The sequence below is a fragment of the Myxococcus sp. XM-1-1-1 genome, from assembly GCF_020037095.1.
GTDB classification, from domain to species: domain Bacteria; phylum Myxococcota; class Myxococcia; order Myxococcales; family Myxococcaceae; genus Myxococcus; species Myxococcus fulvus.
Map to the genome: position 1 here is coordinate 858,757 of NZ_JAIQDH010000001.1, position 23,975 is coordinate 882,731.

Here is a 23,975-nt window from a genome sequence, read left to right on the forward strand (position 1 = left end):
CACGGCTGGTGTCGCCGCCCTGGGATGGGCCGCCCGTGTGCCATCCCCTCGCGTGGAACTCAAGCGGGCGCAGATAAAACACAGCAACGATTGTAGTCGGATGTACCGCGAGGTCCGTGGCGCCTTGCGGCTTGAAGCAGACGCGGGAGGTTGTGAATGCTGCGCGTCATGTCCTCACGTCAGAAGCCCTGGAGCGCGGCGTTGGTGTCGCTGGTCCTCGTGTCGTCGCAGCGGGTGGAGGCCGAGCCTCAGGCTCCTTCGGTGCGCGAGCGGGAGGTGATGTCGCTGACGGGGGCGGTGCTGGGGCCCACGCCGATGGTGGAGGACCTGCGCTCGCTGGTGGACGAGGTGGGTGGGCGGGCCACGGGCTCGGAGGCCAACCGTCGCGCGGTGGAGTGGGCGCTGGAGCGCTTCCGGGAGGCGGGCGTCAGCGCGAAGGCGGAGCCGTTCTTGATGCCGACGCTGTGGCTGGAGCAGGGCGCGAGCGCGACGGTGCAGGGCAAGGGTGTGCGCTTCTCGCCCCGGGTGGCGGCGATGCCCTTCTCGGCCCCGACGCCGAAGAATGGGCTCACCGCGCCGCTCATCGACCTGGGGCGAGGCACGGAGGCGGACCACGCCCGCGCGGGCGCGAAGGTGAAGGGCGCCTTCGTCCTGGTGGAGACGGACGAGCTGCGGGACGTGGACGGGCTGTTCCGCGAGTACGCGGAGGCGGTGGGAATCGAGGCGCGCGCGGTGGCCGCCGGTGCCGCGGGCGTCGTCTACATGGGCAGCCGCCCCGGCAATCAGCTCTACCGCCACAACGTGTCGACGGGCGCGAAGAACACCCGGCCGATGATGGTGATGGAGCGCGATGGCGCCCGACGCGCGCAGCGGTTGCTCCGCGCGGGCACGGCCCTCACGTTGAGCGCGGCGTTGGATTTGAAGACGGGCGGGCCCTACGAGGCGCGCAACGTCATCGGTGAGATTCGGGGCACCACCAAGCCGGACGAAGTCGTGGTGCTGGGCGCGCACCTGGACAGTTGGGATCTGGGCGGAGGCGCGCTCGACAACGGCGCCAACGTGGCGATGCTCATCGACCTGGCCCGGCAGATTCGACGCCTGGGGCTCAAGCCCGCGCGGACGATTCGCTTCGCGCTCTGGAACGGCGAGGAGCAGGGTCTGTATGGCTCGGCGGGCTACGTGCGCTCGCACGCGGCGGAGCTGGACGGGCACGTCATGGCGCTGTCGGTGGACATCGGCTGCGGGCGCATCAACGGCTTCTTCACCAACGGCCGGCCTCCGCTGGTGCCCCTGGTGGACCGGGCGCTCGCGCCGGTGGCGGGCCTGGGGCCCTTCACCCAGGTCGACGTGCCGGTGGTAGGCACCGACAACCTGGACTTCATGCTCAGCGGCGTGGCGAACCTCATCGCCAACCAGGAGTCCGCGACGTACGGGCCCAACTACCACGCGCGCTCGGACGAGTTCGAGCAGTGCGACGCGCGCACGCTGCGCGGCAACGCGGCGGTGGTGGGCTCGCTGGCGTGGGGCTTCGCCACCATGGAGGAGCGGCTGGGGCGTCAGGGCCGCGCGGAGGTGGAGGCGCTCATGAAGGCGACGGACCTGCCCCAGCAGCTGCGCTCCTTCAACCTCTGGGACGAGTGGCAGGAGGGCAAGCGCGGCAGCCTCGCCGACAAGCAGGCGACGCCCACGCCGCGCTGAAGCGCCCTCAGCGCAGGCGGTGCTCGGCGAGCCAGGTGTCGATGAGCGGCTGGGTCCTCGGGGACGGGTCCTCCGTGAGGGCCATGGCCTTCGCCTCGTTGGCGAGCCGCACGGCGCGCTCGCGGTCCTTGCCGGAGTCCCACAGGGCCTGGGCCAGGAAGAAGCGCACCTCGGTGCGGTGGCCGGGGCCCGGCAGGGCCTTGTCCCAGCCCGCGACGGCGCGCTCCAGCGGCGCCAGCGCCTCGCGGGGCCGGCCGAGCTTGAGGAAGGCGGCGCCCAGGTCCCTCAGGCTGAGCGTCCACTGACTGGCGCTGTCGTCCGCCTGCTGCATCTGGATGTCGACGGCGCGCTGCAGGTGCGGCAGGGCGTCCTCGTACCGGCCCTTCAAGCCAAGCACCCGGGCCACCAGCCGCAGCGGACTGACGAGCCCCGGGTCCGTGAGGCCGCGCGCCTTCTCACGGATGCTCACCGCCGAGAGGAAGCGCTCGAGCGCGAGGTCGTGCTTGCCGCTCTGGAAGTAGAGCACGCCCAGGTTGGCGTTGATGACGGCGGCGCCCAGGCTCACCGCGCCGTCCGTCTTCGCGACGATGGAGAGCGCGCGCTCGTACAGCGGCAGGGCCTCGTCCGTGCGCGACTCGACGACGAGCGTCGAGGCCAGGTCATTGAGCGCGTCGTACACCCGAGGGTGCTCCGGGCCGAGCGTGCGCTCGAAGACGCCCAGCGCCTCGCGCGCGATGCGCTCCGCGACGTCCAGTTCGTTCAAGTCTCGCAGCACGGGGACCATGGCGATGCGCACGCGCGCGACGTCCGGGTGCTCGGGGCCCAGGGCCTGCTGGGTGATGGCGGCGGCGCGCTCCAGGTGGGCCTTCGCCTCCTCCAGCCGGGGGTGCACCCACTGGGTGGAGCCCAGCTCCAGCAGCACGTCCGCGACCTCCAGGCTGTCCGGGCCGAAGGTGCTCTCGGCGAACAGGAGCGCCTGCCGCTGGAGCTCGACGGCCTCCTCGAACCGGCGCTGCTTGCGCAAGAGCGTGCCGGAGTAGGTGAGGAGGTTGACGCGCGTCAGCTCGTTGCCGCCGCCCAGTCGCTCGATGGCGGCGGCGGCCCGGTCCTTCCAGCGCGAGGCGAGCTCGTACTCGTCCAGGCCGATGCACGTCACGCGCACCAGCAGCGTCCAGGCCCGCGCGGCCACGGCGTCCTGACGCGTGGCCTCCGCGGCGTTGAGCGCCTCGAAGAGGGCGGCCTCCGCGCCGCGCCAGTCGCCCGCGCCCTCGCGCAGCTCGCCGAGCAGCAGCGAGATTTCGGCGCCGTCATGCCGGTTCGCCGCGCGCCGGGCGGCGAGCGCCGTGGGCTCCACCAGCGCGACGCCCTCCGCATAGCGCCCGGTGGAGAGCAGCGCGCGGCCCCGGGCGAGGGTGGCGCGCAGCGTGGCGTGCTGGGCCCGGGCCTCGGGCCCCTCGGGAATCACGGCCCCGCCCGGCGCGAGCGCCTCCGAGCAGCCCGACAACGCCGGCAGCCCCTTCACCGCGCGGTGCGACTCGTCCACCGTCCGGGCATCCGCCTGGGACAACAGCCGCGCGAGCGCAGAGACGTCCGCCAGCCGGTTGTCGAGACAGCGCATGCGCCACGCCATCACCTCCTCGGGCTGCTCCTGGCGCACGCGCGTCGCCTCGCAGGCGGTGATGCGCGTGGTCGTCCACGCGGCGGTGTACGCGTCCAGCTCGCGGCGCACGCGCTCCCAGGCGGCGGTGGCGTAGGGACGGCCGGTGGCGGCGAAGGCGTTCTGGATGGCGTTGTGCTGCTCGGGCCCCCAGACGGCGGTCATCTCGTCCGGCGCGCTCGCGCAGGAGCGGGCGCCCCGGGTGTGCACCGCGTGCGTCAGGCCCACGGCCGCGCCGAGCACGGCCACGGCGCTGGCCAGCTGGAGCCCGCGCTTCCATCGGGCCGAGGGGTCCTTCTGGAGCGCGTCCAACAACGCCCCCAGATGCGGGAAGCGGTCCTCGGGACGCCGGGCCAGTCCGCGCAGCAACACGCGGCGCACCCACGGCGGCACGCGCGTGCCGGCGGGCGCGGTCCGCACCTGCCCCGAGGACACCTGGGTGGAGAGCTCCGCCAGCGTGGCGCCCTCGAAGGGCCGCGCGCCGTAGAGGGCCTCGTGCAGCGCCACGCAGAAGGAGAACTGGTCCCCGGCCGCGCTCGCGCGTGTCTTGTCGAGCAGCTGCTCCGGCGCCATGTAGGCCGGCGTGCCGCCCATGACGGAGCGCTCCATGCCCGCGGTGGCGGCACCCTTCGTCGTGGTGGCGGCGCCCTGTGTCGCGGTGGCGGCGCCCAGGCGCGCGAGGCCGAAGTCGGTGACGTGGACGTCGCCGTCGTCGCCCACCAGGAGGTTGGCGGGCTTGAAGTCGCCGTGCACCACGCCCGCGGCGTGCGCGGCGGCGAGCCCCCGGCCCGCGTCGAGGAAGAGCTCGAGCACCTGTCGCCACGGGCGCGGCGCGGCCTTCAGCCACTCGACGAGCGTCCGGGCCTCCACGCGCTCCATGGCGAGGAAGACGTGCTGGCCGAAGGTGCCCACGTCGTACACGGCCACCACGTTGGGGTGGGAGACGCGGGCCATGGCCTGCGCCTCGCGCAGCAGGTGCGCGCGCTCCTTCTCGACGTTCAGCCCGAGCGCGCCGGTGCGCAGCAGCTTGAGCGCCACGCGGCGGTCCAGCTCCGGGTCATACGCGCCATAGACGACGCCCATGGCCCCGGCGCCGAGCAGCTCCAGCACCAGGTAGCGGCCCACGGCGGTGCCCTTCTCCAGGGCCGCGTCCGGGCGGCCTGAGAACGGCTGCGCGGGCTCGGTGGGGGGCTCCGCGCCGGCGGCGTCCGGGGACTGGGCGCGCAGGCCCTCGGCGACCATGGACCTGCAGGAGGCGCACGTGTCGAGGTGCGCATCCACCTCCGCGGACTCCTGGGGGGACAGCTCCCCCAGGAGCAATTTCATGAAGACGGCCTCGTCGACACAGCGCATGAAGGAGGGGTCTGGCTCCGGGCGGGGAGGGCGTGGGCGACGATAGCAGAGCCCTGTCACGAGTTGATGTCAGGACCGGGGCACCACCTCCAGGCGCTCCTCGCTGCCCAGGCGCAGCTCCACGTGCCGGTGGGGCGCGCCCGCATGGGCGGCGAGCCACTGGGCAAGCGGGACGACGGCGTGCTGCTCCACCGCGCGCTTCAGGGGCCGGGCGCCGTAGCGCGCGTCGAAGCCCGTCCGGGCGAGGAAGTCCACCACGTCCTCGCCGAAGGACACCTTCACGCCCCGCCGTGAGAGGCCCTCGCGTCCCAGGGCGGCATCCAGCGTGCGCCGGGTGAGCGTGCGGATGACGTCCGCGGACAGGGCGCGGTAGGGGACCACCTGGTCCAAGCGGTTGAGCAGCTCCGGCCGGAAGAAGGCCGTGGCCGCGCCCAGGTAGTGGGCCTCCATGTCGCGAGGCCCATCCCCGCCGAAGCCCAGCGAGCGCGCCGCCGACTCCGCGCCCAGGTTGCTGGTGAGCAGCACCACCGTGTTGCGGAAGCTGACGGTGCGGCCCGTGCCGTCCGTGAGCCGCCCCTCGCCGAGCACCTGGAGCAGCAGGTCGTGCACACCGGCGTCCGCCTTCTCCACCTCATCCAGCAGCACCACGCCGAAGGGCTGCTCGCGCACCCGCCGCGCAAGCCCCCCCTGCTGTCCACCCACCTCACCCACGAGGCGCCCCGCGCTGCCCGGCGCCGCGTACTCGGCCATGTCGAAGCGCGCCAGCCGCGACACGTCCCCGAACAGGTACTCCGCCAGGGCCAGCGCGGACTCCGTCTTGCCCACGCCCGTGGGGCCCAGGAGCAGGAACGCGCCCAGGGGACGTGAAGGGTCGGCGAGGCCCGTCTTCAGCGTGACGACGAGGTTGCGCAACAGCAGCGTGGCCTCGTCCTGGCCGACGATGCGCTCGCGGAAGCGGCGAAGGAGCGCGTCCGGGTCCAGTCGAATCGACGCGTCCACCAGCTCGCGCGGATAGCCCGTGCGCGTGCAGAAGGCGGCCGTCACCGCGCCGGGGCCCACCTCCGCGCCCGAGTCGAGCTGGGACGTGGCGGCGCGCAGCAGCGACACCGCGCCACCGGGCGGAGGCCCCTCGCCGAAGCGCTCCGTCAGCTCGGCCGCGCGCTCCAGGGACTCCGGCGTGAAGCGCACCTTGCGCGTCTTGGCCACGCGCTGCGAGGCCTGCTGCACGGCGGCCCTGGCGGCGGACGCGGGCAGCGGCTCCACCGCTAGGTGTCGCAGGGCCTGGAGGAAGGCGCCATGCGTGCGCTCGGCGCGCGCGACGTCCTCGGGGGTGGCCTCCAGCACCAGCACCACCTCGCCGCCCTCCAGCGCGGGCAGCAGGTGCCGCGCGACGTCCAGGCCCGTGTCGCCGCCGCCCAGCGAGAGCAGCTCCGAGAGGCTGTCCAAATGCAGCACCGCGCGGCGCACCCGCAGCTCGAGCACCATCTGCTGCACGCGCTTCTGCCACTGCCCCAGGTAGGCCATGCCGGCCATGATGCGGCCCCCCGACGTGCTGTAGACCTCCAGCCCGTGGAGCGGGTTGCCCGCGGGGGCGGACTCGGCGCGGTGCACCAGCTCGTGCACCAGCGCCGTCTTGCCCACGGAGGGCGGCCCCACCAGCAGCACGCTGGCGCGCGCGCGCGCCGTGACGGCCTCGGTGAGCAGCCCCACCTCCTTGTTGCGTTCCCACGCACGCTCCAGCAGGCCCGCGCGGGCCTCCTCGTTGAGGCAGCGGCTGGCCTCCGCGAGCGCGGGGGGCGGAGGCGGTCTGCGCTCGGCGCGCCGGGACTCGTCGACCCGGGTCGCGCGGGGTGCCTCGCGGTGCTTCATCGACACGGAGAGGGTTTCGACGGTCTCATCGCCCAGGTAGGCCAGCGAGTGCAGCCGCTCCAGGGGCGCGAGGTAGAGCTCGTGCCGGACGAGCTCCTCCACGTACGCCTCTAGGTCGGAGAGGTCCTGCAGCGAGCCCTGCACGTCCACGCGCGGCACCCAGACGTGCACGGGGTCCTTGCCCGAGCCCGCCTTGCGCTTCGCGCGCTCCGCCTTGCCGCCGCCGCGCCCACCGCGCGTCACCACGGTGAGCTTGAGGGGCACGGGCAACAGCCGCCCGTGCTGTACGGCGCGCACGGTGAGGTTCATCTTCTTGGTGCGCAGGTCCGGCCAGTGCGTGACTTCATCGTGGAGCTGACCGCGCTTGAGCAGCCGCCCCAGCACCTCCGCCACGTCCAGGCGCGCGGTCGCCAGGTCCGGCGCGAACGAGGCGAGGTGCGGATGCGTCAGCACGTGCGCGGCCACACCCACGCCCGGGTAGCTGCGCACGAACAGGTGAAAGTTCTTCTCCATGTCAGTGCCCTCCTCGGGACTGCTCGCGCAGCACTCGCGCCGCCCAGGTGACGGCGTCCGCGGGCGGCCGTCCGCTCGCCAGGTGTTGGATGGGCGGCTGCATTCCTTCCAGGACGACCCGGCCCGGGGTGGGCGCGGGGGCCGTGCCCGCGCGGCGTGCCTGCTGCTCGGCGAGCTTCAGTTGGTCTCGCGCGGCCACCCGCTGGGCCACGTCCGCGAGCTGCTCCGGCGAGCCCTCCAGTCGCTCCACGCGCAGCAGCGCGGGCCTGGGGCCGTCATCGCGAGGGATGAGGACCAGCGCGTAGCCCTCCAGCTGGGGGAGGACGTCCGACAGACCGAACGCGGTCAGCGTCACCACCGCGCGCCGGACGCGGGCTCCGACGGGGAGCGCCGTCCCGCTCGACTCCCATGATGTCCTGCCATCCGGCTCCACGCGCTCCTCGAGGACGACGCAGCGGCCGAGCCCCTGGGGCAACGAGCCCGTCACGGCGCTCACCGCGAAGGTGGACGCGTCGGCCAGACCCTCGACCAACAGGCTGTGCGTCTCCACGCCGCGCTCGCGCCGGCCAAGCTGGTGCGCGAGCCACTCCACCTCATCCCGCAGCTTCATCACCTTGGGGCGGCAGCGGCGCAGCCGCTCCTCGGGAGACACCGGCAGGGGCTGCGCGGCGTACGCCGGACGGGGCCTCAGTCCACCGCGTCCCTTGTTGTGCCAGCTGGAGTCGTACGCGCGGCGCTCCTCCTTGCCCGCGCGCTCCTCCGTCTCGAGGAAGTCGCGGTCCGCCAGCTCGTTCTCGCGGATGTCCAGGGCCTCGGCCGACAGTCGCTCCAGGCGCTCGCCCAGTTCCAGCGCCTCGGGGCTCGTCGATACGTCTCCCGCCTCCGCGCGCTTCGCCTCCGCCGCCAGCAGCGCGTCCAGCCGCGCGGTGACCTCCTCGAGCGCACGGAAGACCGCGGGCAGCGTCCATGCGCTCGCGGCCTGCTCGGGCGCCCACGCGGGCTCGCGCACGAGCAGCTCCACGGACAGGCCCATGTCGTCACCCTGGCGATACAGCTCCACGCGGGCCAGGTCGTCGCCTCCGCGCCGCACCAGGTGATGCGCCAGGGGCACGGTGAGGCGACGCTCCAGCGCGCGCTTCAGTGGACGCGCGCCATAGCGCGGATCATAGGCCTGCTCCACGAGCAGGTCGAGCAGCGGGGACTCCACCTCCACCAGCACGTTGCCCCGGCGGATGCCCCGACGCGACAGCAGCGACTCCAGCGCGTGCTCCACGACGAGCCGCAGCGCGGCGGGCGTCAGCGAGCGGAAGGGCACCACGCGGTCCAACCGGTTGAAGAACTCCGGGCGGAAGAACGCGCGCACCGCGGAGAGGTAGTGCGCCTCCGCGCCTTCGGGGGCCCGGTGGAAGCCCGTGCGGGCGGCGGCCTCGCGCACGCCCAGGTTGGACGTGAGCACCACCACCGCCTGCCTTGCGTCCACGGTGCGCCCGGCGCCGTCCGTCAACCGCCCCTCGCCGAGGAACTGGAGCAGGGCATCGAACACGCGCGGGTGCGCCTTCTCCACTTCGTCGAAGAGCACGACGCAGAAGGGCTGGGTGCGCAGCGCCGTGGTCAGCTCACCGTCCGGCGCACCGGGCCGCCCGAGCAGGCGGGTGATGCTGGACGCGGAGATGAACTCCGACATGTCGAAGCGCACCAGCCGCTCCTCGCTGCCGAAGAGGGTGCGCGCCAGCGCCTTGGCCGTCTCCGTCTTGCCCACGCCCGTGGGGCCCACGAAGAGGTACGTGGCCAGCGGCTTGTCCGGCGGCTGCAGCGAGCGCTGGAGCGTGAGGATGGCGTCCACCACGGCGCCGACGGCCTCCGGCTGCCCCGCCACCTGCGTGGCCAGGGCCCGCTCCAGCGCCTCGCGGGGGCGGGGCGGCGCGCTGCCCAGCACGAAGTCCGGCAGGCCCGTCTGCTCACGCATCGCGGCGGTGACGTCGACCTCCGTGAAGCGCCGCACGTTCTGCTCCACCGTGCCCGGGCGCGCGAGCACCCGGCGCAAGAGGCGCACCGCCTTGCCCGGGAAGGACTCGTGCGCGACGAAGCGGTGCTGCAGGTCCAGGAGCGTCTCCAGCGCCAGCGGCGACAGCCGCACCGCGGGCCCGCCGTCACCCGAGCCCTCCAGCTCGCGCAGCGTGCCCAGCAGGGCGGGCAGCGTCGTGCGGGGCTCCAGCGCTGGCACGTGCACCACGCGGAAGAGCGAGGCGAGCGTGGGGGCCTCCTCGCGCACGCGCTCGAAGCGCTCCGGCGTGGACTCGGCCAGCACCGTCAGCTCGCCGCGCGCCATGTGCGGCTCCAGGAACTGCGCCACGTTGGTGCGCTCGTTCGCGGTGCGTCCCGCGTAGACGAGCGACGCCAGGTCGTCCACGTAGAGCAGGTCCGCGACCTCCACCAGCTCCTTCACCACGCCCCGGGCCCGCGCCTCCCACTGGCCCACGTAGCTCATGCCCGCGATGAACTGGTTGCCGTCCACGCGCCACACGTCCCGGCGCTGTCCCGCGGCGTCCTGGCGGACGGTGAGCCGGCGCACCACCTCGTGCACCAGCGCCGTCTTGCCCGAGCCCGGCGGGCCCACCAGGACGATGGCCGCGCCCTCGCGGCCTTCCAGTGCGTCCACCACCTCGCGCACGAGCGACTCGCGGCCGTAGCAATGCTCCAGCCCGTCGTCGCGCGCGGCGTGGCTCAGGTTGCGCGCCACCTCGCGCAGCTCCGTGAGCGTGAGCCGCCTGCGGTTGCGCCGCTTCTCTCGCTGCTCCGGTGTCTCGGGCGGCGTCGCGGTCTGCTTCGACTCCGACGCGGACGCGCGGCGACGCCGGGGCGGCTTGGGCGGCCGGGGCGGCGTGCGCGGGAGGATGGAGGGCGCGTAGGCATCCACCTCCAGCAGCTCCAGCCGCTCACGGCCCTGGGCCCAGCGCGAGTCCAGGTTCTTCAGCCCGTGCTCCAGGCACCACGCGCCCAGCCTGCGCCCCAGCGCCTTGGGCAGGTCCTCGGGCCGGGCGATGGCGAAGCGGGCCTCCGGCATGCGCGTGGGCGTCACCACCCAGAAGTCATCGCGAGGCCACTTCTCCAGCAGCACCGCCATGCGCCCCTCCAGCGCGATGCGCAGGCCCTTCTCCCGATCTCTCGCCTCGGTGTCCACCTTCACGTGCTTGAGCGACAGGTGCGGAGGCAGCTGGTAGCTGGCCACGCGCGACGGGTGCTCCTTCTCGAAGCGCTCCATGATGGCGAGCGCCAGGTCGTCGCGCAGCGCGGACAGGCTGGGGCCCACGCGGTGCAGGGCGGGCCAGAAGGCGGGGACCCAGGCCTCGACGAGGCGGCCACCCATGGGGGCGTAGACGAGGGGCAGTTTGAGATCCATGGGTCAGTCCTCCTCCGTCTCGCCGAACACGCGCCAGTTCATCCACGGCTCCTGCAGCGACTCCATGTCCAGCACGCCGCCGGCGTAGCGCGCGCGCGCGCCGGTGCGCAGGTCCTCCACGGAGCCCCCCGACATCTCCGTCGAGCCGGGGCGAATCCTCCGGACCTCCTCCTTCGGCAGCAGCTTCTCGAGCTTCTCCCACTCCGGCAGCACGTCCCGGCTGTACGGGTTCGTCGTGAAGAGCACGCGGACCAGCGCCGCCTGGCTCCCCTCGACGAAGCGGTGCACGCCGTGCTCGGCGGAGAGGAGGAGGGGGCGCGTCTCGCCCGTCACCTCGATGGCGTAGGCCATGGGCGTCGTCTTCAGCTTCGTCAGGTCGTCGTGCTTCTCGTAGCTCCACGTCGGAGGCGGGGGCTTGCGAGGCGCCTTCTCTCCCTCCGGCTTCTGGTAGGGCCACAGGAGCACGCGCTGGAACGTGAGCTGCTTGCTGTTGCACCAGCGCTCGTAGGAGGCCGCGAGGAAGCACAGCCGGGCCCACGCGCCCCGGCTGGGGACCAGGATGAGGGAGACGCTGCGCGAGTACTGGTAGAGGCTCCCGTAGAGCCGCTCCCGCAGAGGGCGGAACGTGGCGCGCAGCGAGGAGACATCACGCGCGAGCGACTCCGCCTGTCCCACCGAGCGCGACAGGTGCGCCTCGAAGAGCAGGTCCTCGATGGCCTCCGTCTGCTGGGCGCACTCGCGGAAGGCCTTGTCCAGCTCACGCGCCTCGCCGGACTTGCGTGACGACTCCTCCGCCAGCGCGCGCTCCTCCCAGTACGACGTCTGCCGGGACATCTTGTCGAAGACAGCCAGCTCCTGGCGGAGCACGCGCATGGGCGGAGAGCGACCCCAGCGCTGCACCTCCGCGCGCAGGGTGGCGGCCTCCTCCAGCACCTGCTCGATGGCCTGTCGACCCACGCCCTCCGCAGCGCCGCCCACCGCCTCCGCGCGCAGCGTGAGGCCACTGTCGCCGCCTTCCACGTGCAGCGTCACCGGGCCGCTCGTCGGGTGCTCCGCGAGCCAGGCCGCCACCGGCACCACCAGCTCCCGCTCCAGGGCCCGCTTGAGCGGGCGCGCGCCATAGCGCGGGTCGAAGCCACGCGCGGCGAGCCAGTCCAGCGCGGACTCGGAGACCTCCAGGCTCGCGTCGTGGCGGGACAGGCCGGAGCGGCGTCGCACGGCCTCCACCTCGCGCACCACCAACCGGCGCAGCAGCTCCGCGGAGAGGGGCGAGAAGACGATGGTGTCGTCCAGGCGGTTGAACATCTCCGGCCGGAAGAAGCGCTGCACCTCCGCCAGGTAGTGCGTGCGCAGCGCCGCCACGTCGGGGACTCCGCCCAGCGAGTCGAAGCCCACGCGCGCGCGCCACGTGTCCGCGCCCAGGTTGCTGGTGAGCACGAGCACCGCGTTGCGGAAGTCGGTGAAGCGGCCCGACGCGTCGGTGAGCCGGCCTTCGCCCAGCACGCCCAGCAGCGCGTCGTGCACGGCGGGGTGGGCCTTCTCCACCTCGTCCAGCAACACCACGCAGAAGGGCTGGCGGCGCACGGCCGCGGAGAGGTGGCCCGGCGTCTGCCCGTCACCCAGGAGGCGCAGGAGCGCGTCCGGGCCGGCGTACTCGCCCATGTCCAGGCGCACCATGCGCTCGCGCGAGCCGAACAACAGCTCCGCCAGGGCCTTGGACAGCTCCGTCTTGCCCACGCCCGTGGGGCCCACGAACAGGAGCACGCCCAGCGGCCTGCGAGTGTCCGCGAGCCCCGCCTTCAGCACGGACACGACGTTGGCGACGCGCTCCACCGCCGTCGGCTGTCCCAGCACCCGCGTGGAAAGGAACGCGCGCACCTGCTCGGCCTCCAGCGGCACGTCGTCGCGAAGCAGGGACTCGGGGATGCCGGACTCGGAGGCGAACTGGCGGACGGCGTCCAGGCGCGTGACGTGGGCCTGGGCCGCGTGGGTGCAGGTGGCGAGCAGCCGCCGGAGGAAGGCCACCGCGTTGCCCACCTGCGCGCCGTACGGCAGGAAGCGCCGGCACAGGAAGCGGCACTCCTCCAGGGCCTCCGGCTTCACGTCCAGCGACGTGGCGCCCACGGTGTCCTGGGCCACGCGCGTCAGGATGCGGGAGAGCGACTCCAGCGCGGGCTCCTCCACGCGCACCACGGAGAACAGCCGGGCGAAGCTGGCGTTGCGGCGCTCCACCTGGGCCCACGTCTCCGCCGTGGCCTCGGCCACCACGGACACCTCGCGGGTGGACAGCAGCGGCAGGAGCAGCTGCGCCACGTTCTGGTCGCTGTGCGCGCTCTTGCCCGCGTCGAGCAGGTCGACGGCGTGGCCCAGCGCGAGGATGGCGCGGGCCTCGGAGGCCTCGCGATAGGACTGGAGCACCTGCTGCTGCCAGCCGCCCCACATGCCCTCGCCCGCGATGAGGCGGCTGCCGTCCAGGAAGAAGAAGGGCCGCGCGCGCTCGTCGTCCGTGGCGGTGGGCGCGCGCAGCGCCTCGGCGAGCGCGTGCAGCAGGGCGGACTTTCCCACCCCGGAGGGGCCCACCAGCACCACGGCCTCCGCGTCCTTCGCGGCCAGGCGGGCGCGCAGCAGGGACACCAGCGCGTCCTGCTCGTAGGCGGGGTCCAGCTGGCCGTCCTCCGCGAGCTTGTGCCAGGGCACCGCGATGCGGTCCAGCACGGGCGTGGGGGGCGGCTTCGCGGCCTTGTCACCCGGCTCATGGCGCCGCTTGCGCTTGCGGGGCTCCCACGTGTCGTCGTCGAGGACCTCCTCTTCGTCCTCGTCGTCCAGCGGCCCGGTGACGCGAGGCTCATCGGATGTGTCGGGGGCGTCCGGGGGACGCGGCGGTGGGCGGATGTCCAGGTGGAGCTGCCGCGGCGTCAGGGCCGACAGCCGCGTGGGCGTGGCCTCCACCTCCACGTCGATCAACGCCTCGCCGCCGTCCGCGCGCAGGGCCAACAGGCGCGCGTCGCTGAGTCCCTCCAGGCGCTCGCGCAGACGCTCCGGGGCATCTTCGGGGAGTGACTTGCCCTGGAACCACAGCTGCGTCTCCAGGCGCGGCGTGTTCAGCCCCAGGTAGGACTGGTGCGTGGGCGCGGAGACGCCGAAGAGCGACAGCGGCGCGACGGAGTTCTCCTCCTCGCCCCAGACGGGGAGGGCCCGCAGCTCCAGCGCGTGCGGCGTGCCGCCCGTGGCGGAGATGAACTCCGGCACGCGGCGGGGATGGATGCGGGTCAGCTGGTCGTCGAGCGCCAGCGTGAGCTCCTCGGTGGCCTTCTCCAGGGAGTCCGCGTGCACCGCGAGGTGGGGAAGTGACAGCGGCGTGAGCGTCACCCGACCGCTGGCGTGGCGCTGCACCCAGCACTGGAAGCGAAAGTTCATGGAGTGTGTTCACGCTAACATGGGGCGGCGCAGTGACGGTGCGACGCTCGCGTGGCTGACGCGGTCCGTCGGCGCGTGGGGACTGGACAGTCGGCGCGCTTCGGCGGGACGCTGGGCCCCACCACGAGAGGTGCGAGCGATGCACGACGCGCGTACACGGCTGGTCGAGTCGATTCGAGGCGCCATCCTGGGGGAGGGGCGGATGCTCGACGGACCCTTCGGGGCCCGCCGGCTGACCTATGCGGACCACGCCGCTTCGGGCCGCTCCCTGGGCTTCATCGAGGACTTCATCCGGGACCACGTGCTCCCGTTCTACGCCAACACCCACTCCGAGACGTCCGGCACCGGCGCCCAGACGACGCGCTTTCGCGAGGACGCGCGCGACATCATCCACGCGGCCGTGGGCGGAGGACCCGAGGACGTCGTGCTCTTCTGTGGCTCGGGCGCCACCGCGGCCGTCTGCAAGCTCATCGACATCCTCAACCTGCGCATCCCCGCGGACCTGGACGCGCGCTACGACCTGCGCTCGCGCATCCCCGCCGCCGAGCGCCCCGTGGTGTTCGTGGGACCCTACGAGCACCACAGCAACGACCTGCCCTGGCGCGAGTCCATCGCGGACGTGGTCACCATCGACGAGGACGCGGACGGGCGCATCGACCCGGCCCACCTGGAGCGGGAGCTGGTGCGCTACCGGGAGCGACCGCTGCGCATCGGCAGCTTCTCCGCCGCGAGCAACGTCACCGGCATCCTCAGTGATTTGGAGGGCATCGGCGCGCTCCTGCGTCGTCACGGCGCGCTCGCGTTCTGGGACTTCGCCGCGGCGGGCCCCTACGTCCACGTGGAGATGAATGGCCGGGAGGACGGCACTTCGCGGCCCCGCGTGGAGAAGGACGCGGCGTTCCTGTCACCGCACAAGTTCATCGGCGGGCCGGGCACGACGGGGGTGCTCGTGGTCAAGCGCAGGCTGCTGGGCAACCGCATCCCCACCGTGCCGGGGGGAGGCACGGTGTCCTATGTGAGCGGCAGCGAGCACGTCTACCAGCGCGACCCCGTGCATCGCGAGGAGGGCGGCACGCCCGCCATCGTGGACTCGATACGCGCCGGGCTGGTGTTCCGGCTGCGCGAGTCCGTGGGCGTGGAGCACATCGACGCCCTGGAGAAGGACTTCGTCGCCAGAGCCCTCACGCGCTGGGGCGCGAACCCCGCGCTGCGAATCCTTGGCAACCCCGCGCTGCCCCGGCTCCCCATCGTGAGCTTCCTCGTCCGCCACGGTGACGCGTACCTCCACCACAACTTCGTCGTCGCCCTGCTCAACGACTTGTTCGGCATCCAGGCGAGGGGAGGGTGCTCCTGCGCGGGCCCCTACGGCCATCGCCTCTTGAGCATCGACCCCGTCACCAGCCACCGCTTCCAGGACGTCATCCTGAGCGGCACCGATGGCGTGAAGCCCGGCTGGGTGCGCCTGGGCTTCAACTACTTCCTGTCCGAGACGACGTTCGGCTTCCTGTTGGACGCGGTGGACTTCGTCGCCGCCGAGGGCTGGAAGCTCTTGCCACGCTACGTGCTGGAGCCCGCCACCGGACAGTGGCGCTATCGGGGACACCAGCGGACGCTGCGACGGCTGGATGCGCTGTCCTATGCGCACGGCGACGCCGAGGCGCCCGCTCCCGGGCGCTCCGTGCCCGAGTCGGAGCTGACCTGCTATGTCGCCCGCGCGCACGAGGCCGTCGAGGAGGCGCTCCAGGACTACGCGCGCCTGAAGACGGACGACGCCCCGCTCCGCGTGGAGGCCGAGCGGCTGCGGTGGTTCCCGCTCCCCGGCGAGGTGCTCGAGGTGCTGACCCGCGAGCACTCCGCCGGCGAGAAGGGGACGCCCTTCAGGCTCCAGGGGACCTGAGGGGCGCCGGGGCTCAGGGGTTGATCTTCCAGGGCACCGTCACGGCGGGCTGGAAGCAGTGCACCTGCGCGAGGTAACCCAGGCCCAGCTCCTGCACCACGCCGGCGCCATACCCTCGCGCCTGGCACCACCGGCTGACCTCCAGCTTGGAGTCGGTGGTCATGAAGGCGCCGGAGTTGGACACGGGGCCGAGCTGGTCCTTGGCCACGTCCTGGATGAGGCCGGAGTTGAAGCAGCCCACCCAGGGACGTGACGTCACCTCGAAGATCTGTCCCGTCGTCCAGCCCAGCTTGTTGCACCAGCGATGCGCGGCGGCGCCGCAGTCCAGCGTCTGCGCGACGCGCTCATCCGTGCAGAGCCCGTGCAGGCGCGACAGCTCCTCGAAGGTGACGGCCACGCTCTCATGTTGGATGGGGCCGCAGGCCACGTTGACGTCGGTGGCGTTCGCGCCGGCGAGCACGCCCAGGAGCGAGATGGGCGGGCGGTTGCCGATGAGCTGCTGAATCGTCTCCAGGACGTTGGTGCTGTTGGCCAGGGCGTCATGCGCCCCGCGCTGCGCGCAGACGCGGTGCATGGCTGACGAGCAGGCCCGCGTGCCGAGCGCCGCGTAGCTGTTGCACAGGTGGAGCTGCTGGCTCATGCCGAACTGCCCCTCGGTGGGTGTCTCCTGGATGGCGGTGTCCAGACAGTCCGCGCCCGGCGAGGTCATGCAGATGGAGCGGGCCGAGCGCGCGTGGCTGAAGAAGCGCACCTCGTCGATGGCGCCCTTGAACGAGCCCTCGCCGTTGACGGGGCATGACTGGGTGTTCATCACGTTGCCCGCGCCGATGCTCAGCACGCCCGTGCCCAGGCGGAAGCTGCCCGGGGCCACCGGGAGGACGCGGCGCGTGGGCACGCCGTTGAGGTACTCGCGGAAGACGCCGGTGACGCCGTCCCAGGAGTAGCCCAGGTGGGTCCACGCGCCGACGGGCAGCGGCGGGCTGCGCCCCAGGCGCACGCGGGTGCCGTTGATGACGAGGGAGAGCTGCACCGTGTTGTCGGACTCGTAGATGAGGTCGATGGCCCCCGACTTCTGGAAGAGGTAGCGATAGGGATTGCCGGTGGTGCAGCCCGCGTGGATGTTCGCATCGGGGCGGACCGCGAGCTGCACGGTGAAGCCTCGCACCAGCGCGCCCACGCCGCGCACGGTGCCGCTGGGGTCCGTGAGATTCACGCTGAGGGCGCCGCCTCCGGGGATGACGAGCGCCTTGCCCTGGCCGTGCGGCTCCCACAGCGAGCCGGAGGTGGACTGCGTCACGAAGTTGCCCGCGGAGATGGACGCGGTGCCGGTGAGGGTGCCCGTGTAGAAGTAGCCCGAGTGGTCCGGCGTGCGCGTCAAGTCGTAGGCGCCCGCGCGTGTCACCAGCTCGTTCATGGGCAGGTTGAGCACGTGGAACGGGTCCACCAGCTCGCCCACGTCCACCTCGTTGTAGTCCGACGTGTTGCTGCCGAAGAGGGCGAGCACGTCGTGGGACTTGGTGACGGGCAGGTAGCGGCTGTCGTTGTTGGCGCCGGGCGGGAAGTTCTGCTCCGGGGCGCGCTCCTGCTCGAAGTTCCACATGGGGCCCGAGTAGAAGAGGTGCGCGATGTCGAGCCGGCCCGTGTTGATGGCGCCATCGATGTGGTACGCCGTCCACTGGGTGTCCGCGCCAATCAGGCTCACCGCCTCGCGGCGCGCGCCATCCGTGTAGACGACGCCGGTGTACGTGACGTTGCGCCCCTCGTGGTCCACCCACGGATACGCGCCGCGCAGCAGCGGGCCGGACGTCGTCTCGCCGAAGAGCTCGCCGGTGGCGGCCTTGAGCTTCTGGCGCGCCAGTGGATAGCGCAGCACACCCGAGGCCGTGTCGGTGTTCATCATCGACAGGGGACGCGGGTTGCTCCAGCCCGAGGCGGCGCACGGCGTGGGGTTGTAGGCGTACATCAGGTGGTCGATGCCGCCATCGTTCAGGGGCCCGCCCTGGAAGATGAGCAGCCGGCCGTCGGAGGTCATCGTCGGCTCGATGCCTCGGATGCTCGCGCCGGTGACGGTGGTCAGCGTCTCCAGGTTGCCGGTGGTGAATGACGAGATGTCCGCCTGCGGCGTGAAGGGCTGGGACACGCGGAGGTCCACCGGACGGCGGCGGAACACGTTGGGGCCGTTGAACATCATCGAATCGAAGAGGTACGGCTGGTACACCGCGAGCCCGTCGACCAGCGTGTAGGGCTGGGCCGGGTGGGTGAAGCAGAACGCCAGCGCGTTCTCTCCGTTCCTCACCGTGGTGGTGCGCCCGGGGGAGAACGCGGCGGCGAAGCTCGGCTTGCCCTCCGCGTCGTACGTCACCGCCTCCGGACGGAACACCCGCGCCACCCAGGTGGTGGTCGTCGTCGCGTGGTCCTCGCGGATGTTGCCCACGAAGACGCGGCCATCAATCGTGGACGAATGCCCGTTCGCGCCGAAGGGCGTGCCAATGCGCGTGTTCACCAGCGAAGGGCGCTCCGCCGCGAGGACTGCTGGCGCCGCCACTCCCGCGAGGAACAGCGTGGCGAGGCGTGGAACCCACCGCGAACGACTGTGTTTCGACATGGGACCTCCTGACTTGGAGTTCCAATTATGCTTGGATTCCAGTCATTGGCCGCGAGGCCCTCGGGGGCGAGTGAGAGGGGGCGGGCAAAGGCTGTCCGGAGTGGAAAGTGCGGCTGCCGGCGGATGGCTGTCGTCAGGGGCCGCGTTGACAAGATGGAGGGTGGCGGGCATCGTGGCGGAACTCGATGCGCCGCTCGACCCACCACGCATGTTGCTGCTGTGACGCACCTGCGGTGGGCGCCTGTCGACCCGTGGCCTGAGAAGCCTGGTTCGAGCTGGTTCGAGGAAGCCCACCATCCGCGAGGAGGTGGGCTTTCGGCTTTCTGGTGTTCGAAACCCCCGTCCATCGCGCCCCTCTCCGCTGTCGAGGTTCCGCCATGGCAGGTCCACCCCCGCATCGATGCACCCCGCTCCTGGCCGTGGCGCTGAGCTGGCTGTGCTCGTCCGTCGCGCTGGCCCAGACACCTCCGCCCGCCGAGCCCACGCCGCCCGCCCCGGGGAGCGTCAGCGTGAGGGCGACGTCCGAGGGAATCTCCCTCCACTCCGCCGACAACGCCCTGTTGCTGAAGCTGCGCGGCTACGTGCAACTGGATGGTCGCTTCTTCGAGAGCCGCGCGGACCGTCCCGGGGCGACGACGCTGCTCATCCGGCGCGCGCGTCCGCTGCTGGAGGGGACACTCTTCAGTCTGTTCGACTTCCGCCTGCTGGTGGACTTCGCGGCCAACGTGCCTCCGCTGTGGGATGCCTATCTGGAGTTCCGCCCGCGCAAGGAGGTCCGGGTGCGCGTGGGCAGGTTCCGTCCGCCGGTGGGGCTGGAGCGCAACCAGTCCGGCATCCATACGCTCTTCATCGAGCGGGCGCTGCCCACGGACCTGGTGCCCAACCGGGACGTGGGGGTGATGGTGCACGGGGAGCTGAAGGACGGCGTGGTGAGCTACGCGCTGGGGGCCTTCAACGGCACGGCGGATGGGGCGAGCGCCGACACCAACCTGGATGACAGCTTCGACCTGGCGGCGCGGGTGTTCGCCCATCCGTTCCGGGCGCTGGGGCTCTCGTCGCTCTCGGGACTGGGGCTGGGCATCGCGGCGTCGCGCGGGTCGCAGTTCGGCTCGGCGTCCACCACGGGCGAGGCGCCGCTGCGCTCCATGGGGCAGCAGACGTTCTTCATCTTCAGGACGGGCAACGGCCTGGGAGAGACCGTCGTCGCCCACGGCCCGCACGTGCGCTGGTCCCCACAGGGCTATCTCTACCTGGGACCGCTGGGCGCGATGGCCGAGTACGTCTCCTCCACCCAGGAGGTCCACCTGGGGGAGCAGCACGCGAGGCTGCGCTTCGAGTCCTGGCAGGCCAGCGCGTCGTACGTGCTCTTCGGAGGCAAGGCGGCCTACGACGGCGTGAAGCCCACCGAGCCGTTCGGCGCGAGCGCGGACGGCTGGGGCGCGGTGGAGGTGGGGGCTCGCATGTCCGAGCTCCGCGTGGACCCGGACGCGTTCCCCGTCTACGCGGACCCCACGCGCGCGGCGCGCAAGGCCCATGGCTGGGGCGCGGTGGCGAACTGGTACCTCAACAACAACGTCCGGGTGGCCACCTCGTATGACCACACCGAGTACGAGGGAGGCGCCGTCGACGGCGCTCGCCTGCCCGAATCCGTCGTCATGTCCCGCTTCCAGGTGAGCTGGTGAAAGGCCCCTCCATGCATTCGTGGCTCGTGTCGTCCCTGCTCGTCGTGCTCGCCCTCGTCGGGTGCTCCAAGTCCGCCGGTGCCGATGCGGCCTCGGCCAACGTCGTCACGCTGCTCAACGTGTCCTACGACCCCACGCGGGAGCTGTACGTGGACGTCAACGCGGCGTTCGCCAGGCAGTGGGAGGCGAAGCGCGGACAGAAGGTGTCCATCAAGCAGTCGCATGGCGGCTCCGGCAAGCAGGCGCGGGCGGTCATCGACGGGCTGGAGGCGGACATCGTCACGCTGGCGCTGGCCTACGACGTGGACATGCTCCACGACAAGGCGTCGCTCATCCCGGAGGGGTGGCAGGCGCGGCTCCCGCACAACAGCGCGCCGTACACCTCCACCATCGTCTTCGTGGTGCGCAAGGGAAACCCCAAGGGCATCCGCGACTGGGAGGACCTGCTGCGCGAGGACGTCGCGGTCATCACGCCCAACCCGAAGACGTCCGGCGGCGCGCGGTGGAACTACCTGGCCGCGTGGGGCTATGCGCTGCGCAAGCCGGGAGGCACCCCCGAGAGCGCGCGCGGCTTCGTGGAGGCGCTGTTCCGTCGGGTGCCGGTGCTCGACTCCGGTGCGCGGGGGGCCACCACCACGTTCGCCGAGCGAGGGCTGGGCGACGTGCTCATCGCCTGGGAGAACGAGGCCTTCCTGCTGACGGACGAGGTGGGACAGGGGCGGTTCGACATCGTCGTGCCCTCGGTGAGCATCCTGGCCGAGCCCCCCGTCGCGGTGGTGGACCGGCACGTGGACAAGCGCGGCACGCGCGCCGTGGCGGAGGCGTATGTCCAGTTCCTCTACTCGGAGGAGGGGCAGCGGCTGGCGGCGAAGCACCACTACCGTCCGCGCTCGGAGGCGGTGGCGAGCAAGGAGGGCGCCCGCTTCCCGAAGCTGACGCTCTTCACCATCGACGAGGTGTTCGGAGGCTGGCGCAAGGCGCAGGCCGCGCACTTCGATGATGGCGGCGTCTTCGACCGCATCTACGTCCCCCAGGCGCGCTGAGCCATGAGCATGCCCGCGCGTCGTCATGTCCTGCCCGGCTTCCGCCTGTCGCTGGGCTTCACCTGGGCCTATGTGGGGTTGTTGGTGCTCATCCCCCTGTCGAGCCTCTTCCTCAAGACGTTCTCCCTGACGTGGCCGCAGTTCTGGGAGACGGTGTCGGCGCCCCGCGCGCTCGCGGCGTACCGGCTGAGCTTCGGCGCGTCGCTGGTGGCGGCGCTGGTCAACGTCGTGTTCGGCCTGCTCGTCGCGTGGGTGCTCGTGCGCTATCGCTTCCCCGGGCGCTCGTTGGTGGAGTCGCTGGTGGACCTGCCCTTCGCGCTGCCCACGGCGGTGGCGGGGCTGACGCTCACCACGCTGTTCTCGTCGAAGGGGTGGTACGGCCAGTATCTGGAGGCGCTGGGGGTGAAGGTGGCCTACACCTCCGTGGGCATCGCGGTGGCGCTGACGTTCATCGGGCTGCCCTTCGTGGTGCGCACGGTGCAGCCGGTGCTGGAGGAGCTGGACGCGGACGTGGAGGAGGCCGCGGCGACGCTGGGCGCCACGCCGTGGCAGACCTTCACGCGGGTGCTGTTCCCGGCCATCTCCCCCGCGCTGCTCAGCGGCTTCACCCTGGCCTTCGCGCGGGCGCTGGGCGAGTACGGCTCCGTCGTCTTCATCTCCGGCAACATGCCGCTGCGCACCGAAATCGTCCCGCTGCTCATCGTCACCAAGCTGGAGCAGTACGACTACGCGGGGGCCACGGCCATCGCGGTGGTGATGCTGGTGACGTCGTTCCTGCTGCTGCTCGTCGTCAACCTGCTCCAGCGCTGGAGCCACCGCCGGTTCGAAGTCCGGCCTGGAGCGTGACGGACATGCTGGCTCCTTCGAGTCTGGTGTCGCACCGCGCGACGCGCCCGCTGGAGGGCTCGCGGTGGGTGCGCTGGACGCTCATCACCCTGGCGCTGGGCTTCCTGGCCGTCTTCCTCGTCGTCCCGCTGGTGGCGGTCTTCACCTTCGCGTTCCAGAAGGGGTGGGCCGCGTATGTGGCCGCCGTCACGGAGCCGGAGGCGCGCTCCGCCATCCTCCTGACGCTGACGGCCGCGGGCATCGCCGTGCCGCTCAACCTGGTCTTCGGCCTTGCGGCCGCGTGGCTGCTGGCGCGCTTCCGGTTCCGGGGGCGCGCGCTGCTGCTGACGCTCATCGACCTGCCGTTCAGCGTGTCGCCCGTCATCGCGGGGCTCATCTTCGTGCTGCTCTTCGGGCGGCAGGGCTGGCTGGGGCCGCTGTTGGCCGAGCACGACGTGCACGTCATCTTCGCGGTGCCGGGCATCGTGCTGGCGACGGTGTTCATCACCTTCCCGTTCGTGGCCCGGGAGGTGCTGCCGGTGATGCAGGCGCAGGGCAGTGACGAGGAGGAGGCGGCGCTGACGCTGGGCGCGAGCGGCTGGCGCACCTTCCTGCGCGTCACGCTGCCGAAGGTGAAGTGGGGCGTGCTCTACGGCGTCATCCTCTGCAACGCGCGGGCGATGGGCGAGTTCGGCGCCGTCTCGGTGGTGTCCGGGCACGTGCGCGGCGTCACCACGACGCTGCCGCTGCACGCGGAGATTCTCTACAACGAATACGACTTCGCCGGAGCGTTCGCCGTGGCCTCGTTGCTCACGGTGCTGGCGCTGGTGACGCTGGTCCTGAAGAAGTACGTGGAGTGGAGGAGTGAGGCGTCATGAGCATCGTCGTCGAGCAGCTCACCCGGCGGTTCTCCGCGGGCGGAAGCCCCGCCGTCTCGTCGGTGTCGTTCCAGGCGCCCGCGGGGGCCATCACCTCGTTGTTGGGCCCGTCGGGCGCGGGGAAGTCCACGCTGCTGCGCCTCATCGCGGGGCTGGAGGTCCCCGACTCGGGGCGCGTCCTCATCGACGGCGCGGACTGCACGGCGCAGCCGGTGCAACAGCGCAACGTGGGCGTCGTGTTCCAGAGCTACGCCTTGTTCCGCCACATGACGGTGCGGCAGAACGTCGCCTTCGGATTGGAGATGCGCAAGCTCCCCCGGGCCGAGGTGGAGACGCGCGTGGACGAGATGCTGCGCCTGGTGCAACTCGAGGCCCTGGGCGCGCGCCATCCGGCGCAGCTCTCCGGAGGCCAGCGTCAGCGTGTGGCCTTCGCGCGGGCGCTCGCCATCCGCCCTCGCGTGCTGCTCCTGGATGAGCCCTTCGGCGCGCTGGACACGCGGGTGCGCGAGGAGCTTCGCGAGTGGCTGCATGGCCTGCACGAGCGCACCGGTTTGACGACGCTCCTGGTGACGCACGACCAGCAGGAGGCGCTCGAAATCTCCCAGCACGTCGTGGTGCTGAGCGAGGGGCGCGTGGCCCAGGCGGGCTCACCGGAGGACATCTACGACCGCCCGGCCTCGCCCTTCGTGGCGTCGTTCATCGGCGGGGCGAGCATCCTGCGAGGCCATGTCCAGCAGGGGCGCGCGGCGCTCGGCTCGCTCGCCCTGGCGATGCCGTCCGCCGCTCGGGAGGGCCAGGCGGTGCATGCCTTCGTGCGTCCGCATGACATCAAGCTGGCGCGCACGGATGAAGCGGCGCGAAGCGCCTCTCCTGTCACCGGGAGGGTGGAGCGCCTCAAGTCCGTGGGCGGCTTCGTCAAGGTGCTCCTGCGACTTCCTTCGGGCGATGAAGTGACGGTGCAGGTGTCCCGCTCCGAGTTCGATGCGCTCGGCGTCTCGGAAGGAGACGCGGTCCACGCGGACGTGCGCTCCGCCTCCGTGTTCGTGGGGGACTACGCCATCTGACTTTGTCGTCACTTCGAATGAAGTAAATGCTAGAATTCGAGTAAATCGTGTTCTCGCATTATTCCAGGAGGAGC

At 72.0% G+C, this 23,975-nt stretch carries 12 protein-coding genes; 7 read left to right on the forward strand and 5 right to left on the reverse strand.

The window, feature by feature from the left end:
• Positions 1-156: 156 nt before the first annotated feature.
• Positions 157-1,698, forward strand: coding sequence for a M28 family metallopeptidase (locus K8640_RS03535; protein WP_223745764.1), 1,542 nt, complete (start codon positions 157-159; stop codon positions 1,696-1,698).
• A 7-nt stretch (positions 1,699-1,705) separates the two neighbouring features.
• On the opposite strand, the gene K8640_RS03540 is transcribed toward K8640_RS03535, so the two are convergent.
• From K8640_RS03540 to K8640_RS03555, 4 genes are all read right to left on the reverse strand, one after another.
• The gene (locus K8640_RS03540) at positions 1,706-4,681 is read right to left on the reverse strand and encodes a tetratricopeptide repeat protein (RefSeq protein ID WP_223745765.1); all 2,976 of its coding nucleotides are present in this window, start codon (positions 4,679-4,681) and stop codon (positions 1,706-1,708) included.
• A 96-nt stretch (positions 4,682-4,777) separates the two neighbouring features.
• A complete protein-coding gene (locus K8640_RS03545; protein WP_223745766.1) occupies positions 4,778-7,090 on the reverse strand; it encodes an AAA family ATPase in 2,313 nt (770 codons plus the stop codon).
• A 1-nt stretch (position 7,091) separates the two neighbouring features.
• Entirely contained in the window at positions 7,092-10,490 is a 3,399-nt protein-coding gene (locus K8640_RS03550) for an AAA family ATPase (protein WP_223745767.1), read from the reverse strand.
• Positions 10,491-10,493: 3 nt separating this feature from the next.
• Positions 10,494-13,907 carry an AAA family ATPase gene (locus tag K8640_RS03555; RefSeq protein WP_223745768.1) on the reverse strand — a complete coding sequence of 1,138 codons (3,414 nt, stop codon included), beginning with the start codon at positions 13,905-13,907 and terminating at the stop codon, positions 10,494-10,496.
• Positions 13,908-14,046: 139 nt separating this feature from the next.
• On the opposite strand from K8640_RS03555, the gene K8640_RS03560 reads away from it, so the two are divergent.
• Positions 14,047-15,804, forward strand: coding sequence for an aminotransferase class V-fold PLP-dependent enzyme (locus K8640_RS03560; RefSeq protein ID WP_223745769.1), 1,758 nt, complete (start codon positions 14,047-14,049; stop codon positions 15,802-15,804).
• 13 nt (positions 15,805-15,817) lie between these two features.
• Here the strand turns inward: K8640_RS03560 and K8640_RS03565 are convergent, their stop codons facing one another.
• Entirely contained in the window at positions 15,818-18,409 is a 2,592-nt protein-coding gene (locus K8640_RS03565; protein ID WP_223745770.1) for a LamG domain-containing protein, read from the reverse strand.
• A 377-nt stretch (positions 18,410-18,786) separates the two neighbouring features.
• Here K8640_RS03565 and K8640_RS03570 point away from each other — a divergent pair, with 377 nt between their 5' ends.
• Genes K8640_RS03570 through K8640_RS03590 form a run of 5 tightly spaced genes read left to right on the forward strand, consistent with a single transcriptional unit; the run spans position 18,787 to position 23,901 of the window.
• Positions 18,787-20,091, forward strand: a complete 1,305-nt coding sequence (locus K8640_RS03570; protein WP_223745771.1) for an OprO/OprP family phosphate-selective porin — start codon at positions 18,787-18,789, stop codon at positions 20,089-20,091.
• 11 nt (positions 20,092-20,102) lie between these two features.
• Complete coding sequence (locus tag K8640_RS03575) at positions 20,103-21,134, forward strand: sulfate ABC transporter substrate-binding protein (protein ID WP_223745772.1); 1,032 nt, start codon at positions 20,103-20,105, stop codon at positions 21,132-21,134.
• 3 nt (positions 21,135-21,137) lie between these two features.
• On the forward strand, positions 21,138-21,980 hold the full coding sequence (gene cysT / locus K8640_RS03580) for a sulfate ABC transporter permease subunit CysT (RefSeq protein WP_223745773.1): 843 nt from the start codon (positions 21,138-21,140) through the stop codon (positions 21,978-21,980).
• Positions 21,981-21,988: 8 nt separating this feature from the next.
• Positions 21,989-22,837, forward strand: coding sequence for a sulfate ABC transporter permease subunit CysW (gene cysW, locus K8640_RS03585; RefSeq protein WP_370640313.1), 849 nt, complete (start codon positions 21,989-21,991; stop codon positions 22,835-22,837).
• Entirely contained in the window at positions 22,834-23,901 is a 1,068-nt protein-coding gene (locus K8640_RS03590; RefSeq protein WP_223745775.1) for a sulfate/molybdate ABC transporter ATP-binding protein, read from the forward strand. Before cysW ends, K8640_RS03590 begins: the two co-directional genes overlap by 4 nt.
• The last annotated feature ends 74 nt before the right edge of the window (positions 23,902-23,975 follow it).

Coding starts and splice junctions, on each gene's coding strand:
- K8640_RS03535 (WP_223745764.1), top strand. CDS start 157: ATGCTGCGCGTCATGTCCTCACGTCAGAAGCCCTGGAGCGCGGCGTTG.
- K8640_RS03540 (WP_223745765.1), bottom strand. CDS start 4,681: ATGAAATTGCTCCTGGGGGAGCTGTCCCCCCAGGAGTCCGCGGAGGTG.
- K8640_RS03545 (WP_223745766.1), bottom strand. CDS start 7,090: ATGGAGAAGAACTTTCACCTGTTCGTGCGCAGCTACCCGGGCGTGGGT.
- K8640_RS03550 (WP_223745767.1), bottom strand. CDS start 10,490: ATGGATCTCAAACTGCCCCTCGTCTACGCCCCCATGGGTGGCCGCCTC.
- K8640_RS03555 (WP_223745768.1), bottom strand. CDS start 13,907: ATGAACTTTCGCTTCCAGTGCTGGGTGCAGCGCCACGCCAGCGGTCGG.
- K8640_RS03560 (WP_223745769.1), top strand. CDS start 14,047: ATGCACGACGCGCGTACACGGCTGGTCGAGTCGATTCGAGGCGCCATC.
- K8640_RS03565 (WP_223745770.1), bottom strand. CDS start 18,409: ATGTCGAAACACAGTCGTTCGCGGTGGGTTCCACGCCTCGCCACGCTG.
- K8640_RS03570 (WP_223745771.1), top strand. CDS start 18,787: ATGGCAGGTCCACCCCCGCATCGATGCACCCCGCTCCTGGCCGTGGCG.
- K8640_RS03575 (WP_223745772.1), top strand. CDS start 20,103: ATGCATTCGTGGCTCGTGTCGTCCCTGCTCGTCGTGCTCGCCCTCGTC.
- cysT (WP_223745773.1), top strand. CDS start 21,138: ATGAGCATGCCCGCGCGTCGTCATGTCCTGCCCGGCTTCCGCCTGTCG.
- K8640_RS03590 (WP_223745775.1), top strand. CDS start 22,834: ATGAGCATCGTCGTCGAGCAGCTCACCCGGCGGTTCTCCGCGGGCGGA.